Here is a 17,074-nt window from a genome sequence, read left to right as displayed (position 1 = left end):
AAAAAGAAAGTTCCAAAACCCGAACGGCAAAAAGACAAACCTCATGTCTCCACTGCTCGATTGCTGAGTGAATCGAAATCTAAAAAAGATAAAAAAGCACCTTGAAAGGGCTGGTCTACGACCCCTCAAAAATTCCTTAAATTTAATTTTTAAGTGTGGGGTTACCCCACACTTAAAATTGACAAACCACTAGGTCACATCCTGCACGCTCTCTACAATGGGTTGAGGTGCCCGCTCCCGTTTGAGCAGTGCTTTAGCCTGCCGCAAACTTTCAAATAGCAACCCCTTCAGGTATTTCTGATCCAGCGTTTCCATGCGATAGCGACGGATCTTGGCTTGCAGGATCTCTGCCAGATCATGGCGTCCCTGAGCTTCCAGTTGAGGAATTAATTGCCCATAAATGACGGCAATCCCTGAGTGCTTGATGTAGCACTTTTGAGCCAGTGTTTGACGGGAGAGCTTTTGGTAGGGAAACGCCTGAGTTCGGTTTAAGGCTCCCAGGGCTTCCAGGGTTACAGTTGTGCGCACACATTTCTCGCACTGACCGCAGTTCTGGCGATCGCTCGGGATGTCTGGCATATCGCACACGCGCAGGTTTTGCAGCGCCACATCGCAGTCTGTAATTAACCGGGTTTTGTCCAGGCGCGAATGGGTTATGCCATCGTGAGTGATCCGGAGCCGATGACTACTGAGGTAAGGATCCAGCAGCGGGTGAGTTCCCAGGGGCACCAGGTTCGGAATGTCATTGCCGGAGGCGATGGAAACAGCACTGTATCGGTTTGCAAAGGCGTGGGCGATCGCTATCAATGCAGGCCCGTTGTACGCCTCCTGCCAGAATTTGTAACGGGTGTCGCGATCAATAATGTGGCTGTAAATATTGGTGTAAACGGGAATAAAACGGACTTGTGCAGCAGCCTCAAGCTGCTTAAATTCCTTCACTGCCCGCTCAAAGTTATGGCGTTTTACCCGCTGCACGCCGTAAACCAGAAAGCAGTCCTGAATAAAGCCGGGATGGTCAGGAGGATAACTGAGGTGATTCAGAATTAAGTTAGACCAGGAGTCTACACCTCCTGTAAAGAAGGAAGCCGTACGATGATGGGATACGGGCTCAACGGAGTGTTGCACATCCGCCTCAATCCTAATCTGAGGGTTGCCGATCCCATACCAGTGATGCAGCCATTGAAAGGCAGACTGCATCCCATACTTCAGTGTCGGGCAAACAGCTCCTTCCACAAAAACGCGCTGCTCGCCAAAATACATGGCCGGAATGGCAGCCGCAACCAAAAAAGCATCGGGATTGGCAAAGAAGCCTTCTGCATAAGCGGCAGGAACATCGATGTAAAGCTCTTCCGAAGGCAGCTTGTTATCTTCCCACAGCAATGTTGCTGCTGCGCGCTTCAAATCTCCCCGATCCTCTGTTCGTAGATTTACGACTTTCATCGCGGGCCTCTGCAAAGTTTTTATAAACTGCTGTATTCGAAGTTACAAATTTCCTCCTCCAAAGATTGTGATTTGAGGAAGCCAGGATTAATTCTTCACAGCTTGATGAACCTTCCGTAAAAAGGCTAAAAAATCTGCTGTAAGATAGATTACCTTTCCAGACATTTTTTATCTAGAATTCATGACTTACAGAGACTAGTAGGCTGCGGCCTAAGTTCGCAACCTATGTTTTTGTGTAGGGTGCTTCGCACCCTACACAAAAACATAGGTGATGGATTTCCGCCTCAGCGTACTAGTAGGCTACGGCCTAAGTTCGTTGCCTATTTTTTGTGGTGGGGTGCTTCGCACCCACCACAAAAAATAGGTTGTACACTTCTGCCCCAGCCTACTAGTACTTGACGGCTTACGTTTACCCCTGTTTGAAGGTAGGAGGGTGGTGAACGACTAAAGCGATGCATATAGAGTTGTGGGCTCTATGGTGAGGGGCGATCGCTATATGATCAAAACGTAGCCAAGCAGTTAAAGAATCTATGGATATTGCGGCAGCATTACCGCCGTTTGTCGTGACCTTACGGGAAGGGGTTGAAGCAGCGCTTGTAGTCGGCATCGTGCTGGCCTATCTGAAGCAAGCCGAGCAAAGCCGGCTCATCCCATGGGTGTATGCCGGAATTGCGTTCGGTGTTGGAGCCAGCGTCCTGGTTGGGATTGGGCTCAGTGGGTTACTGGGCTGGCTAGCCGCGAATGAGTCCAGCTATGGGCGTGTCCTGAAATTGGCGTTGGAAGGAGTATTTGGGCTCATCGCGATCGCCCTTCTCAGTTGGATGCTGATCTGGATGACCCGTCAGGCCCGGGCTCTGAAGGGCGAAGTGGAAGGCTCGGTTAATACCTTGCTGCAACAGGAGAATGCAGCGTGGGGAGTGTTTAGTCTGATTGCGATCGCCGTCCTTCGGGAAGGGTTCGAAACCGTACTTTTTCTGGCGGCTCAGTTTACGGGCGGGTGGATGCCAGCGGTAGGGGCGATCGCCGGGCTTGCCGGAGCGGTCATTGTTGGATTTTTGCTCTTTCAACTGGGCATCAAAATCAACTTGCGTCGATTCTTCCAGGTCATGGGAATTCTGCTGTTGTTGATTGTGGCAGGGTTAGTGGTGTCGATGCTGCGGCACTTTGACGGGGCGATCGCAGCACTGGCCCAGGTTGCTCCTCAATATGCCAACCTCTGTTCTAACCCTCAAGGCTCCTGCTTCCTAGGGCCACAGGTGTGGAACTTCAGCGATGTATTGCCTGATAAGAAATTTCCTGGGGTGATTTTGAAGGCATTGTTTGGGTATACCCAGCGGTTGTATAGAGTGCAGGCGATCGCCTACCTCACATTTCTGGGAACTGTGGGCACCCTTTATTTACAAAGCTTGGGTAGCCCTCGCACACCTTCGGTAGATCAACAAAAATCGGCAACCTGAATTGATAAACCAGTCTCACTTCAAAACGGTTTATCCTAAAAGAAGGAATGTTAATGGAACTTAACAGTTCTCCTCTTACCCCAGAAATCCATGAAATGCATTATTAACCGACGCGCTGAGTTCTCCGCCAGTCACCGTTACTGGTTGCCAGAACTTAGCGATGCGGAGAACTTTGCTCGCTTTGGGCTATGCACCAACTCCCCTGGCCATGGGCACAACTACGTGCTCTATGTGGCAATGGAGGGGGATTTGGATGAATACGGGATGGTGCTAAACCTATCAGACGTCAAGCACGTCATTAAGCACGAAGTTACTAGTCAACTCAATTTCTCGTGCCTGAACGACGTCTGGCCAGAATTTCAAGCCATGCTACCGACAACGGAAGCCCTGGCTTTAGCCATTTGGAACCGCCTTGCGCCACATTTGCCGATTGTCAACATTCAGGTTTTTGAACACCCCGAACTCTGGGCCGAATACGCAGGAAACTCTATGGAAGCCTATCTCACCATCAGCACCCATTTCAGTGCCGCTCATCGCCTTGCATTGCCGCATCTGAGCCTGGAAGAAAATACGGAAATTTATGGCAAGTGTGCACGAGTGCATGGACATGGACACAACTACCACCTCGAAGTCACCATCAAGGGCGAGATTGACCCGCGGACTGGCATGATTGCAGACTTGGTGGCCTTCCAGAAAGCTGTAGATGAGTATGTGGTAGAGCCTTTTGACCACACCTTTCTCAACCACGATATTCCTTACTTCGGCAAGGTGGTTCCTACCGCTGAAAACATCGCCGTTCACATCCGCGATCTACTCGAGCAACCCATTCGTACCATTGGGGCCAAGCTACACAAAGTAAAGCTGATTGAAAGCCCCAATAACTCTGCTGAAGTGTTTGGTTTACCTGTGGAAGAAACGACGCATAAGGCAACCGAACAACCCGAACTCGCTAAGATCTAAGTTAAAGAACTCAAATCTATAAAGAGCGGGGTGCTAAGCACCCCGCTCTTTATAGATTTGAGTTCTTTGCAGCGCTTTGCGCTTGAATCAGCCACGGTTATTTTTGTGAGAGCCGCGCGGAGCGCGACTCTCACAAAAATAACCAAGTTTTAAGTGTTTGAAAAGCGCTGAAAGCAGTATCAGCTACCTGAGTGAAACGTAATTCCAACCTGCCGACTGAGCAGATTTTCCTGATTACGATCGTCTGAGGCGATCGCCGCATCAGTTTCCCCTCGACTAATTTCGTCTGGATCAAAGGTTGGACCGCCACTCGACGACTCAGGGAGATCAGTCTCACCCGCTACAACCTCTTCGGGAACAGGATATTGTTTCTTCAAATCGGTCTTATTTTCGTCTGATTGCAGCAGAGACGGATCCGGTGTAACGAAAACAGAGTCTTTGGAGTCTGAAGCGTTTGAGTTCATAAGATTAATCACCAAATACAGCAGCAGGCAGTCATTGGTCTCAAACTAGTAGGCTGCGGCCTAAGTTTGCATACTATGTTTTTGTGTGGGGTGCTTCGCACCCCACACAAAAACATAGGTGATGGATTTCCGCCTCAGCGTACTAGAGCGTGCTCCAATAGCTGAAGGGGATGTTTTTCCATACGATCCACGTACGAAACAATCTCCTGAATCAGGCCCTAGATCTGTCATCAGCAACACTCACACGGCTCATGCAGGCCCATTCTAATTCAGTGCATTCTCGTTAGTGTGGGGAATTCACTACCTGACAAGAATGTGTCAGCCCTACTCTATTAATGCTTTTTCTTCTTATGCTTTTTCTTATGGTGTTTCGACCCTTTCTTCGATTTGACAGGGCTTTCCTGAGTATCGGGCGAAACTCGTTCGAGCAGCGCGGTAGCTCCTGATGCAATGCCGTTCAGTACGGTATCGGACGATGTGTTCATCACGCTTCCAGATTGATCTTTGAGGCGCTGACCAGCATCCCGCAAAACATTCACAACATCCGAAAGACTCAGTGTTACGTCACTCAGCGAAGAGCGAACCTTTTGGGCAGCTTCGCCTACTGAAGACTCCACGCGAGCTGCTTGTCTCCCAGACTGAGCGGTATCCGATAGAGTATCAGAGCCGTCATTCGTTAGATCAGCCTGGTCAGGAATATCCTCTACACCAGCCTTGTTCTTGGTGCTTCCAAAAGTCTTCTCACTCAGGCGTTGAACCGCAGCGTTGGCAATTTCGGCTACCAAAACACTCGCAACCGCTGTCCCAAGTTGCCGTGCATCAACTCCTAAAATATCAATGCCATTGTTCTCATTCTTGTGAACAACGCCATTTTTTTTCAATTTATTCTTACCCATTGTTAGTAATGACACTTTAACTCCTCGAATTATCAGCTTATCCGAGCAACCCGAAGTAGAGCATCTATAAAAAGTTTGGAAATAACAGCAAAGGGGTTAAACTTTCGAGTGAATTGTCAAGATACTTATTCAAAAAGTGGCTCAATTTTCTACAGCATCAAGATGAGCAGGTGTTAGAAAAGCTTAACTAGAAACGCCCATCATCTCCTTTTAGCCAGACGACAAATAACTCTCTATTTCCTAAACTATAGAAGCCATATTCTCGACGAACGGGCGAATGGAGATGTACAGGGAACATGCTGATTTTCTAATTACGATGTACCTGAATCAGATACCGTCGGCGTTGGCTGGATCTGCGTCACCTGATCTATGGACGCAACTTCTGACAACCCTGGTCGTCGGCCTTCTCACAGCATTAGGCTTTCAATTACTGTTGACGAATTTAGGTCTTGTTTTGGGGCTTTCAGCTTTTGGCATGCGTTTCTTCAAAAATAAGGAACGTGCAGAGCCTTTAGAAGCAGAAGAATCGGCATCTGGATCTGGAGCGATCGCTACGACCCTCGGCTTCGGCTTCCTGTTTACCGTCAATATCGTCCTGTTCACAGCCTGTTTCCTCGGCACACGGTTTAGCCAGGTGGCTGAGCCCATGATGGGAGCGATCGCCGGGCTCACCATCTGGTCAGCCTATGTGCTGCTTCTCACATGGCTCAGTACCCGTACCCTCAATTCTGTAGCGGGCTTTATCGTCGACCGGGCAACTGGAGGAGTGCGGTGGGCTGGGGGAGCGATCGCCTCCCTCTTCCGCAATGATGCGTCAGACTCTTTGACGGAAGAAGAAACCGCAGAACTGATTCGTGAAGGGATTCAATCGGCCTTAAATCGTGCGGGTGTTCAACAACTTCTCGAAGCGCAGCTGCAACCGTTTATCGCAGCATCAAGGGTTGAGGCGATCGCTCCAGCCAATGCCGAGGATCAACTCGCCAGAGCAGCCTTCTGGCAACCTATCAAAATCTATTTAACGGAAACAGACTCTAAAAGCCTGACACCTAAACGTATTCAACGCAAACTAGAAACACTTTTTAGAGCTGCTGAAGAGAAACTCCCTGAGAATCAAGCCTTACCCCACTTTGAACCGGAGATATTGCGTCTCTGGCTTGAGCAACGGGAGGATATTAATGCTAAAAAACAGCGGAAAATCATGACGGAGGTTGAGCAAAGTTGGTCAAATTTTGAAGCTCACTATGCCTCTCAACTTCTATCTAACTCTGTTGAAAGTTTAGATGTAGAACCACAGGATACATCCTCATCTTTGCAGGAGAAACTGCAATCAGTTCTGGAACAAACTATTGATAATACCCTCAGTAATTTAGACTTAGCGGAATTACTCCATCGGTCTAAAGTGCCGGTGACTTATGGCATTGGCATTGCTCTCCTTACCTTGGCTGAGGCGTTACCCCGGCTAGCCAAGTCTGAATTATTACCAGAAACTATGCGTTTGGATATGGCTGAAATCAAGCCGTCCTTAGACTATCTCTTAAAGGAAACTCAGGCTAATCTTACAAATCTCGGCCAGTCCTCTTTAGAACAGATGGAGAATATGCGCGATCGCACTCTCCAACCTCTTGAAAAGTTGCAGAACCGCATTCAGGCCCAAGTCGATAGCTTGAAGCGTCAGGCTTATGAACAGGCAGAATCGGCTCAGAGAAGCGCTATTAAGGCATTGTGGTGGTTGTTTGCGATCGCCTCCACTGGAGCTATTTCATCTGCTGCTGCAGGTGTTTTAGCAACGAAAACCTTTTTCTAAAAAAAACAGAAGTTCTATTCTCGTGCGCGTTACGCAGGAAAATAGAACTTCTGGGGTTTGGTTTTAGGAAGGTGCAAGATCTGAAGTGCCTAATTACAAACTAACTTCAGTGAAGCTGCGAAATATTAGCAACTTCAAAGTTGTAAGTATCCCCATGACTCAAGTAGACCACCTTGTCTTCTAATCCTGCGGCTGCAACAGCCGCCTGGAAATCTTCCAGAGGTGACTTAAACACCGTGTAATCATTGTAATGAATGGGAATTGCCACCTTTGGAGCAATGAGCTGCACGGCTTCAAGCCCCTGATTCGCGTCCATTGTCAGCAATATTCCAAACGCTTTGGTGCCACCCAAATGGAATAACCCAATATCAATATTGGGGTATCGTTCTGGAATTTCTTTTAACTGGTCAATCACCAAAGTATCGCCAGTGATATAGAGACAGAACCGGGTATCATTGCCATCTTGAAACTCAAGAATGCTGCCCATTACGGGAGGGAGTAGAGCTGCTAACACTCCCGGACCGTGACGCCCTGGCATGGATGTAATCGTCAAAGCACTATTCCCTTTAAATACCTTTAGACTTTGCCAGGTATTCAAAGCATAAAGCGCTCTAAACCCTTTCTCTTGGAGTTTCTCTGTAGCGTGTTGTGTCGTCACAATGGGAAGGCTCTTATCCAGTTTTGCGACCGCAACGCGATCGAAATGATCCTCATGCATGTGGGAGAGGACAACCAGATCAATCGGGGGCAAAGCATCAATTTCAAGAGCCGGATTGGTCAGGCGCTGCGCTCGCAATCCATGCCCTAGATGCACATGATCGCCCTGATGCAAAAAGTTAGGGTCTGTGAGAATTGTGAACCCGGCATACCGCAACACAACCGTTGCAGTACCGACAAAAAAGATAGAACCCCGCTCAAAATCGAATGTATCTTTTCCGGCAGGTAAACGTAAATGTGCAATGGTGTTTGTCATAGTACAACCGATACCTGCAACGTAGGATTTGACTTTTGCAGAAAGGTAAGGTGGGCGATCGCTTCGATCCATCCTTTCAAGAACCCGTAGGGCGAAGGATAATTGCCTCTACAGTAATAGGTCTTGGAAGTAGCCCCATTCCTTCAGAAAAAGATACCGGTAGCTTACTCAAACAGCCGATTGAAAGCGTCTGCCATAAGGGGTAGTGAACAAGCTCATCCGGTTAAACGGTAATAATTCGCCGCTGGGTAAAGAAGCTCTCAGGAATGTCTTGTTTTTCCCCATCCGCTTGATTCTGAAATAGGACGCTGAAGGAGCCCGCCCCTAATCCATCTTGAGGAAACATGCGGTAGCAAGGGCGTTCTGTTAAATGGGACTGGTAGGACTGCAATGCCGGAACGGGCACCGGAGCGAACTCGGGAAATCGCTCCAAGAACCAATCCATTACCTCTTCATTTTCCTCGGTGGAATAGGTGCAGGTCATATACAACAGATGACCTTGCGGCGCGACTAGAGAGGCCGAATTGGCCAGAATCCGCTTTTGCCGATTGGCATTTTTATTAATCGAAACCGGGTGAAAACAACCGGGAGCCTTTTCACCTTTTGCCAGTACCGATTGGCAGGTACAAGGGGCATCTACCAGCACCAAATCTGCAATTTGTGGAATCTCTTCTGCTAATACATTGGAGTCCACGCTTACCACACGAGCCGGACGAATCTCACAGCGACGCAGATTATAGACCAAAGCCCCAATGCGCTTGTTGGTTACTTCATTGCACAGCAACAACTCCGGTTGAAACATGCGCCATGCAAAAACACTTTTGCCGCCGGGAGATGCACACATATCAAAGACGGTGCGAACCGGAGTCGCGATCGCCCCCATGGCTGAGGCCGCAAACACCGACGATAGATCCAGACTGTAGAAATGGCCTTCCTGGTGGAGGGGATGCTGGCCGATTTTGTCCTCTTTTACCCGATCAACAAAGTCGGGTTGCCAGGAAAGAGCGGGGGCGATCGCAAAGGGCATTTCCTCGGGGCGCGGCTTACACCACAGAATGCAGGACGGGTAGTCCTGTGGATGGGTCAATGCATCCACAAACTCAGAACGGCTCTCGTCTTCCGAGAACAATCGTTTACTTAATTTCAGCAGGAGATTAGAGGGTGCAGCCACAGTAAGCCCAGAAGGAATTCAGTAATTTATGATATCTGGCCGCATAGTTCTAAAGGGTCGATATGACGTAAAGTGCCACGCCAACCCTTTCAGAATTAGTCAGACCCATTGGATGGAACAAGCGATCCAGTGATTTCAGCTCGCCATGCTTCATTGTCGTGCAGTGAAAGCACAATGCGCTTGTAATAATTATCGCGAACATCAATGGTCAGCACCGAAGGCTTGGTCACATACCAGAACTCTCGGCCCCGCTCAGTGTAATAAGTTCCTGCTTTGATCACACCCGGGAGGGACGTGCCAGGGGCACGGAGTTCTCGCCAGGTGCTGAGAGGGAGGTCAGTGCTGACCTGGGCAATGTGATTCAGGGGAACCTCAATGCAAGAACCCAGGTGAAACGACCATAGCCGTTCGTAGCCTTCTAAATGAATGTAGAGATGAGTGGGATTAAGTGTCAGATACATCGTTCGAAATTAATAAGGTATTAGGGGAGGGGCAGCACCTCCGCTTTTTCAAGCAGCAAACGGGCAATTTCTGCAGCAGAGTATCCTGTGGCATCCACTGAATAGCGCGACACGGTGCGCCGTTGCAGGTCGTATTGGTAGGTGCGATCGTAGTAGAACAGCATCAGCTCGAAGGCTTCGGCAAAGCGGTGTTGCTGGAGGAGGTCGATCGCCTCCTGAGTTCTTGCTCCGCCTAAGCGCTTACGAATACGCTCTGTCGCCGTAATCAAACCCTCCAGGGGGGCCTGGGCGTACAAATCCACTAACAACACCAGTCGCTCAGATGTGGGGCGAACCACTTCCAAAATGGGAGCGTGATCCATCTGATCGAACAGAGCATTTGGAACCCGGCAGAGCCCAATGCTCTTGCTTTCCGCCTCAATCCATACCCGTCGGTGTGGGCTAAACGTTGCCCATTGAAGCGCGACCTGATTTTCAAATTGCTCATTGGTCGGCTGGGGCGGAAGCATCAGTGACCCAAAGCTGCTGCCTCGGTGATGGGCCACATCTTCTAGATCCAACACCTGCTCCCCCGTTTCCGCTAAAGCATGCAAAATGTCAGTCTTGCCCGTTCCCGTCATGCCTCCCAGAATGACAATCGGACGTGGTTCCTCAAAAGTCTGTAAGGCCCAGCGACGGAAGGCTTTGTAGCCACCGATTAAGGTCGTTACCTGAAAACCTGCCATTTCCAGAACCCAGGCTACCGCCCCACTCCGCATACCACCACGCCAACAATGCACTCGGATACGGCGATCGCCCGCCAACGCCTTCGCCTGCTGAATAAATCCTGCAAATTTGGGGCCAGCGATCGCAAACCCCAACTCCACTGCGGCATCTCGCCCCTCCTGTTTATAGCAGGTGCCGACCTGTGCCCGTTCTGCATCTGTAAACAGCGGAAAGCTAATGGCTCCAGGGATGTGCCCCTGCGCATACTCTGATGGGCTCCGAACATCTAGCACAGGGCCAGCAGCAGAGAAAAATTCTGGAAATGGAAGGGAATGCACCATAGGGAAGCAGCAAAGGAGAATAGACTTTAGCTATTTTGATAATTTCAAAAAATTTTTCTAAGATTAGGTAGCATACGTGCAATTTCTATTAGAAATCAGGAGTCAAATGAAAAAGCGTACTCTGCTGATCCGCATGGTTTAGACAGTGCCTCAAGTGACTTAAATCTTCTAGCAACTGCGACGCCGCGTGAAAGTGGTTGGAATTTTCTTGTATAAAACTCATCAATCCATTAACGGTTAGTAAGCCAACAGAGGGTAAAAGCCACTGTTCTTGGCAACCTTTTATATCTTCATCAATTAAATCTTCTAAATACTCTTCACTAACGCTGATCATTTCACCAAGTGGTAAAAGTTGTAGCTGCCTTGCAACATCATCCAATTTCTCGAGATGATGAGCCAGTGTCTTGCCACATATATCCCATCCATCAACACCTGAAACGTGCGGGTTAAACGTAATAAATAAAGCATATCCCATATAAATAAATACTTCTTATAGGCCAACCTGCTCGCCATTTTTATCAGATCTATTGTGATAGTGTCACGGTAAAATTCGTTGCTGATTCTGTGACATACCCGATCAATTGACTGTCCGAATAGCCCTGCTGGTGGAGAGCAGCGAGGCAAGATTGTGCCCGATCGCCCTCCACTCCCGCTAGCAAGCCACCCGAAGTTTGCGGGTCAAACAGAATTGGAAATAGGGGATGGGCCATGGCTTCGGAAAGGTTGGCGATCGCCCCCTCCACCTTTCGGTTCTGCCCCTGAAGTGAACTAAAAATTCCTCTCTGAAGGGTTTCCTGCGCACCGCCTAAAACTGGAATGGCATTCATATCCAGCGTGACGGACACTTGCGAGGCACGCATCATTTCCAACAGGTGCCCCAACAAGCCAAATCCGGTGATGTCGGTGCAGGCCGTTGCACCATAGTCCAGAAAGCATTGAGCCGCAGCCTGGTTGGAGGTAAGCATGGAGGCGATCGCCCCCTCAATCCAGCGCCCTTTCGCCTTCAGTTGCATATCGGCAGCAAACAGCGTGCCCGTTCCCAATGGCTTCGTCAAAATGAGAGCCTGGCCGGGGTGTAGTCCACCTTTGCGGAGGAGGCGATCGCTCTCCGCCAGACCATTACAGGTGAGCCCAAAGGCCAATTCTGGCCCTTCAGTGGTGTGACCGCCCACCAAAGCGGCTCCAGCTTCATGCAATACCTCCGTGGCTCCTGTCAGCAGGTGATAGAGCTGGTCTTGCACTTTCTGGTCGGGGGCATAGGGGAGAGTGGCGATCGCCAGCGCACTCTGCGGCTTCGCTCCCATCGCGAACAAGTCACTCAAGGCATGGTGAGCCGCAATCTGCCCAAACAAGTACGGATCAGACACAAGGGCGCGGAAGTAATCTACCGTTTGCACCAGAACTTGGCCCGGTGGCACTTGCAATACCGCAGCGTCATCACTGCTCTCCAGTCCAAGCAGAATGTTGGAATCTTCGAGGTGCCTCTGTTCCTGGCGGATACGAGTCAGAACATTTTCAAGAATTGAACTGCCCACTTTGGAGCCACACCCGGCACAGCGCATGGCAGGCTCTAACGTATCAGCAGATTCGGGAGCGCTATCGGACATGGATTTCAGATCACTAAACTTGTCCATGAACTTGCGATCAATGCGGTCCTTCCATTGCCAGATCCATTTTGCAGGGCCGATGCCCAAGGCCCCGCGAGAAGCCACAGCCGTTTCATCACCAACCCCAATCAAAATCAGGAATTGTTTTTGTGGCACAAAGGGTTTTAGAGGCTGGTTTTCCAGCGCACGGCGCAGGTTTTCCGTCAAGGGTTTGCCCTGCCGCACCGCAAATACCCCCGCCTTGGGTCGTGGATGGGCCTGCATGGTCGCTACATCTCCTGCCCCAAACACCTGCGGATGGGAAATTGATTGCAGACGATCGTTTACCAGCAAAAAACCGCGCTCATCGGTAGCCAGTCCAGCTTCCCGAATCCAGGGAGTAGCCGCCGCCTGAGTGACCCAGAAGAGGCGATCGCACTCCACCTCCAACCCCGAGGCACACCGCACCCAATCCTCACCCACCTCCTCCACCGTCTCCCCCAGGTGCAGCGCAATCCCACGCTGCTCCATCACCTGTCGCATCTTGCGCCGTGCCCAACGACCCCGCTCCGGCAGCAATTCCGGGCTGCGCTGAAACAAATGCGACTCCAGCCTGTCCGGTTGCCCAGCCTCCCGATAAATTCTTTGTAGATGAGCCTGTACCGCCAAGCTCAATTCCACCCCTCCGGCACCACCGCCCACAACCCCAACTCGCAGAGGCCGCTGCGGATTCTGTTCCACCTCCGCCACCAACCGATCCCAGTAATCTAAAAACTTCGAAATCGGCTTCGCCGGAATTGCGAACTTCTCCGCCCCTGGAACCGTCGACACCGCAGGGGTGCTGCCAATATCCAACGACAGCAGATCAAACGAGACAGGTGGATGATGCTCACACAGCACCTGATTGTTCACCAGATCGAGAGCGATCGCCCGAGCATGAATCAACCGCACCCCGGCAAAAGTTGCCAATCGCTGCAAGTCAATATGGCACTCATCGAAGGAATACAACCCTGCCAAATACCCCGGCAACATACCCGAATAGGGCGTATGCATTACATCGGTAATCAGCGTCACCCGCACCCCATCCAGCGGCTGCATGCCAAACGACTTGAGGGCGATCGCATGACTGTGCCCTCCACCCACCAGCACCAAATCCTTCCCAGCTACCGACGACCCCTGCATATCCCTCCCAACAACCTCTACCACCTGAAAGAGTGGCACAGCCACCTTTCTAAAAAGCCACTCAGCACCAGGAGAGCATTCTACCGAAGCCATCCAGACTCACCCCAGACTCCTTCCGGGGGTTTGGGGGAGTTAGGCCCCCAAAAAGCAGGGGTTTGGGGGGAAGTCCCCCGGCCCAGCGGCCAACACTCCACACCCATCCTCCTCCAGCATAACGAAGCCCCCAAAAACTCTCTCAGGGCCTACAAAGCCCGCTAGCACATAGCATATGTTGGGTAGGATGAGGTGCTTCACACCCCACCCCATCCAACATCGGTTGATTTCGGCCATACTAGACATCCTTCCGTGCTTCTCCGAAGAGATTTCCCCCCCTCCAACGGGCACAATAAATCCAGACATCAGAATCGGAAAAACGCACATTGTTCAATCCCCACGGTGCGGCCGCCTAAATTTTTAGTCCTCTATTTATTCCTCACTCCTATTCTTCACTCTCCTTCTCAAAGGCTCTACCATGGCTTCTTCTGATCTCCGAGTTGGCTGCTACGCACCCGACTTCGAACTCCCTGGCATTGATGGTGCCGTACACCACCTGAGGCAATACCTCATGCGGTTTCAAGGAGTTGGCGTCGTTTTTCTCAGCTATGACTGCGCCCTCGTGTTGCCAGCACTCCAACATCTGATGGCAATCCAACAAGAATTTTTACCCAGCGGTTTCACCCTCATCGGTATTGATGCTAATACCGAACCCCAACCCTTGTCCGATCGCCTGGATGCCATGGCCACTTTCGCCCGGCAGCAAAATTTGTCCTTTCCCTACGTCCGAGACGAAACCCAGGAAGTCGCCGAAGCCTTTGGGGCAACCCACTCCCCCGAAGTTTTCTTGATTGATCAGTCCGGAATGATTTCTTACAGTGGTAGTGTTTGGGGACATACAGGGGAAACAGAACAGCCTTTCCTGAGGGAGGCGATCGCCGCTCTCCTTCAAGGTCATGCTCCGGCTATTCACTATACTCCGTCCTACGGGTGCCCCCTTCAATGGCGAGCCCGGTAGACTTCTGCTTTCATCCGGATGTCCGATGGTCAGCTTCGACTGTTATCTTAAGTTGGAGCTACTCCAAAAACAAAAATTCATGTTAAAGGAAACGCGGTTGTCGCCATGGAGAAGAAATATCAGCGGGTTCTACTCAAGCTGAGCGGTGAAGCCCTTATGGGTGACATGGCTTATGGAATTGACCCGACTATTGTTGATAACATTGCCGAGGAAATTAGCGAAGCCGTGACATCAGGAGTTGAAATCGCCGTGGTCGTAGGCGGTGGAAATATCTTTCGCGGGATGAAAGGAGCCGCTGCCGGGATGGAGCGAGCTACCGCCGACTACATCGGTATGATTGCCACTGTCATGAATGCCATGACCCTACAGGATGCTCTGGAACGAAAAGGCGTCCCCACCCGCGTTCAGACTGCTATCGAAATGCAAGAAGTGGCCGAGCCTTACATTCGCCGCCGAGCCATTCGGCATCTCGAAAAAGGCCGCGTGGTAATTTTTGGAGCGGGGTCGGGCAATCCCTTCTTCACAACTGATACCACTGCTGCGCTGCGAGCCGCCGAAATCAACGCTGAGGTTGTTTTCAAAGCGACCAAGGTGGATGGGGTATACGACTCAGATCCGAAAAAGAACCCCAATGCCAAACGTTATCAAACCCTAACCTACAGCCACGTTCTTGAAAAAGACCTGAAGGTGATGGATGGAACTGCGATCGCCCTGTGCAAAGATAACAATATACCTATCATGGTATTTGACCTGTCTGTGCAGGGGAACATCCATCGCGCCCTCTTAGGGGAGCCGCTAGGAACGTTAGTTGGAGGCTCTTGTGAAGTTAGCTGAGTTCGAAGACCACATGCAAAAGACCATTGAAGCCACTCAACGGTCTTTTAATACTATCCGTACGGGGCGGGCGAATCCGGCTCTATTGGATCGGATCACCATCGACTACTATGGTTCCGAAACCCCTCTCAAATCCCTGGCTAATATCAGCGTGCCGGACTCCAGCACTATCCTGATCCAGCCCTACGATCGCAGCTCCATGAGCAGCATCGAAAAGGCCATTTCCCTTTCGGATATTGGTCTGACACCCAACAATGATGGCACCAACATTCGGCTCAACATCCCACCGTTGACCACCGAACGCCGTAAGGAACTGACCAAAATTGCCGCCAAGTACGCTGAAGAAGGCAAAGTCGCCATTCGCAACGTCCGCCGCGACGCCGTTGACAGTGTCCGCAAGCAAGAAAAGGCCAGCGAAATCTCCGAAGACGAAGCGCGAGATTTACAGGACAGCATCCAAAAGATGACTGACAAGTTTGTTGGCAAAATTGATGCGCTTCTTAAAGACAAAGAAGCTGACATCATGACGGTTTAAGCAATCGTATTCGCCACAGGTTGCGTTCATAGAAAGCAACCCGTTCCATGGAAAATGCGCGGCACGAGTGTCGCGCATTTTCTGCGAAATTGAGAATCTGCGATCGCCTTACCTTATTCAGGCAAGTCCAGCGACACTTCCAACGCGACCCCCTGTAAGTGTTCGTTAGGATTTTTCTTTAGATACTGCTGAATTAATTGCTGGCAGGCTTCCCGGTAGCTAAATGCCGCTTCCATTTTGGCCCAGGAGGGGGTTTTGCTAAAGCGAATGCCAAGTTTTTTGGCAGCTAGACGGCAACCGTTAAATGAGCCGTACTGCTCCAGTAATGCAGCCTTTGTAATAGTGGGAATGGCTGGAAGAGGTACTTCGGGTAACGCTTTCTGCTGGGATGGTTCAGTCGATTGGCCTTCTGCCGCATCCAAGGCATTCACGGCAACCTGGGCTACTGTGTAGATGTTTGCAGCGTTCTCCAGATCCTTGGCCTGGTTCTCCCGCAGTTGTGCCAACAACTGGGTGACTCGTTGCTTACCCATAATCGTTAGCGATCCAGTAAGGAGCGATTGATGGAGGCCTGGTCTTGATACATTTGGGGGCGATCGCGTCGATCCTCCTCTCCATTGACCGTATCACCCGGCAAAGCAGTGGTTTGAGACGCAACCGGAAGGGATGGGCTACTTTCGGAGCGCTCATCACGCCACCACATCACAATCGCTCTGACCGCATTTAAGAATCGGAAGAAGCGACCGGGAGAAGCAACCAGGCTTAAAGGGCTGCGAGACGCTTCAGCATCTGCCACGCCCTCGAAGGCAATAAATAGCTCATCGAGATGAGACATCATGTTTTGCATTTCTATTTCAAGGGCACGAATGGTTTCTTCATTGCTCTCGACGATTTGCTGTTTCTCTCCAGCTAGCTTTTGAATCATGCCGTGGAGGCGTTGCACGTCCTCCTTCAGCAAGCTTGTCTTTGTCTTGTGTTCCTCGTTGCGGCGAATCAGCTGGGCGCGGCTACGGTTCGTGAAAATTAAGCAATCTCGCATCTCACGATACACAGCATCAGCCTGCTCTATATCGAGGTTTTGAACCGTTTTAGGAAATTCTGTGGCGGAACGAAAGCGATCGGTTGAAGATTCTGGCATACCTTTTCCGGCGATGTAGACTCAACGCTAGAACCATCCTGTCACAGAGACTTGCCCTGCGAATCAAAAAACATAT

The 17,074-nt window shown here is 50.5% G+C and carries 17 protein-coding genes; 6 read left to right on the top strand and 11 right to left on the bottom strand.

Annotated elements, in window-relative coordinates; all coding sequences use genetic code 11:
• Positions 1-189: 189 nt before the first annotated feature.
• Complete coding sequence (locus tag H6F91_RS24795) at positions 190-1,440, bottom strand: hypothetical protein (protein WP_190770087.1); 1,251 nt, start codon at positions 1,438-1,440, stop codon at positions 190-192.
• Positions 1,441-1,970: 530 nt separating this feature from the next.
• Between H6F91_RS24795 and H6F91_RS24790 the strand changes: the two genes are divergently transcribed.
• Both H6F91_RS24790 and H6F91_RS24785 read left to right on the top strand, forming a co-directional pair.
• Positions 1,971-2,897, top strand: coding sequence for an FTR1 family protein (locus H6F91_RS24790; protein WP_190770088.1), 927 nt, complete (start codon positions 1,971-1,973; stop codon positions 2,895-2,897).
• 90 nt (positions 2,898-2,987) lie between these two features.
• Positions 2,988-3,857 carry a 6-carboxytetrahydropterin synthase gene (locus H6F91_RS24785; protein ID WP_190770089.1) on the top strand — a complete coding sequence of 290 codons (870 nt, stop codon included), beginning with the start codon at positions 2,988-2,990 and terminating at the stop codon, positions 3,855-3,857.
• Positions 3,858-4,036: 179 nt separating this feature from the next.
• Here the strand turns inward: H6F91_RS24785 and H6F91_RS24780 are convergent, their stop codons facing one another.
• Positions 4,037-4,321 carry a hypothetical protein gene (locus tag H6F91_RS24780; protein ID WP_190770090.1) on the bottom strand — a complete coding sequence of 95 codons (285 nt, stop codon included), beginning with the start codon at positions 4,319-4,321 and terminating at the stop codon, positions 4,037-4,039.
• A 332-nt stretch (positions 4,322-4,653) separates the two neighbouring features.
• Positions 4,654-5,232, bottom strand: a complete 579-nt coding sequence (locus H6F91_RS24775; RefSeq protein ID WP_206754974.1) for a hypothetical protein — start codon at positions 5,230-5,232, stop codon at positions 4,654-4,656.
• Positions 5,233-5,500: 268 nt separating this feature from the next.
• On the opposite strand from H6F91_RS24775, the gene H6F91_RS24770 reads away from it, so the two are divergent.
• A complete protein-coding gene (locus tag H6F91_RS24770; RefSeq protein WP_190770092.1) occupies positions 5,501-7,021 on the top strand; it encodes a hypothetical protein in 1,521 nt (506 codons plus the stop codon).
• Between the two features lie 106 nt (positions 7,022-7,127).
• On the opposite strand, the gene H6F91_RS24765 is transcribed toward H6F91_RS24770, so the two are convergent.
• From H6F91_RS24765 to selD, 6 genes are all read right to left on the bottom strand, one after another.
• Positions 7,128-7,994, bottom strand: coding sequence for an MBL fold metallo-hydrolase (locus H6F91_RS24765; protein WP_190770093.1), 867 nt, complete (start codon positions 7,992-7,994; stop codon positions 7,128-7,130).
• A 223-nt stretch (positions 7,995-8,217) separates the two neighbouring features.
• Positions 8,218-9,165 (bottom strand): RsmB/NOP family class I SAM-dependent RNA methyltransferase, encoded by a 948-nt coding sequence (locus H6F91_RS24760; RefSeq protein ID WP_190770094.1) that lies wholly within the window; start codon positions 9,163-9,165, stop codon positions 8,218-8,220.
• Positions 9,166-9,260: 95 nt separating this feature from the next.
• Positions 9,261-9,626: a hypothetical protein gene (locus tag H6F91_RS24755; RefSeq protein ID WP_190770095.1), complete on the bottom strand. Its 366-nt coding sequence runs from the start codon at positions 9,624-9,626 to the stop codon at positions 9,261-9,263.
• Positions 9,627-9,646: 20 nt separating this feature from the next.
• On the bottom strand, positions 9,647-10,672 hold the full coding sequence (gene mnmH / locus H6F91_RS24750; protein WP_190770096.1) for a tRNA 2-selenouridine(34) synthase MnmH: 1,026 nt from the start codon (positions 10,670-10,672) through the stop codon (positions 9,647-9,649).
• An 88-nt stretch (positions 10,673-10,760) separates the two neighbouring features.
• Positions 10,761-11,147, bottom strand: coding sequence for a hypothetical protein (locus H6F91_RS24745; RefSeq protein WP_190770097.1), 387 nt, complete (start codon positions 11,145-11,147; stop codon positions 10,761-10,763).
• Positions 11,148-11,196: 49 nt separating this feature from the next.
• The gene (gene selD, locus H6F91_RS24740) at positions 11,197-13,533 is read right to left on the bottom strand and encodes a selenide, water dikinase SelD (RefSeq protein ID WP_242035963.1); all 2,337 of its coding nucleotides are present in this window, start codon (positions 13,531-13,533) and stop codon (positions 11,197-11,199) included.
• 418 nt (positions 13,534-13,951) lie between these two features.
• Here selD and H6F91_RS24730 point away from each other — a divergent pair, with 418 nt between their 5' ends.
• From H6F91_RS24730 to frr, 3 genes are all read left to right on the top strand, one after another.
• Entirely contained in the window at positions 13,952-14,491 is a 540-nt protein-coding gene (locus H6F91_RS24730; RefSeq protein WP_190770099.1) for a redoxin domain-containing protein, read from the top strand.
• A 105-nt stretch (positions 14,492-14,596) separates the two neighbouring features.
• The gene (pyrH, locus tag H6F91_RS24725) at positions 14,597-15,325 is read left to right on the top strand and encodes a UMP kinase (protein WP_190770100.1); all 729 of its coding nucleotides are present in this window, start codon (positions 14,597-14,599) and stop codon (positions 15,323-15,325) included.
• Entirely contained in the window at positions 15,312-15,860 is a 549-nt protein-coding gene (gene frr, locus H6F91_RS24720; protein WP_190770101.1) for a ribosome recycling factor, read from the top strand. Before pyrH ends, frr begins: the two co-directional genes overlap by 14 nt.
• A 113-nt stretch (positions 15,861-15,973) precedes the next feature.
• Here frr and H6F91_RS24715 read toward each other — a convergent pair whose 3' ends face one another.
• Both H6F91_RS24715 and H6F91_RS24710 read right to left on the bottom strand, forming a co-directional pair.
• A complete protein-coding gene (locus H6F91_RS24715; RefSeq protein ID WP_190770102.1) occupies positions 15,974-16,393 on the bottom strand; it encodes a hypothetical protein in 420 nt (139 codons plus the stop codon).
• Between the two features lie 5 nt (positions 16,394-16,398).
• Complete coding sequence (locus H6F91_RS24710; protein ID WP_190789527.1) at positions 16,399-16,998, bottom strand: hypothetical protein; 600 nt, start codon at positions 16,996-16,998, stop codon at positions 16,399-16,401.
• Positions 16,999-17,074: the final 76 nt, after the last annotated feature.

The sequence above is a fragment of the Leptolyngbya sp. FACHB-8 genome, from assembly GCF_014695575.1.
Lineage (GTDB): Bacteria > Cyanobacteriota > Cyanobacteriia > Elainellales > Elainellaceae > Vacuolonema.
The sequence above is the reverse complement of the archived record's forward strand: the minus strand, read 5'-3'. Positions and strand labels throughout refer to the sequence as shown.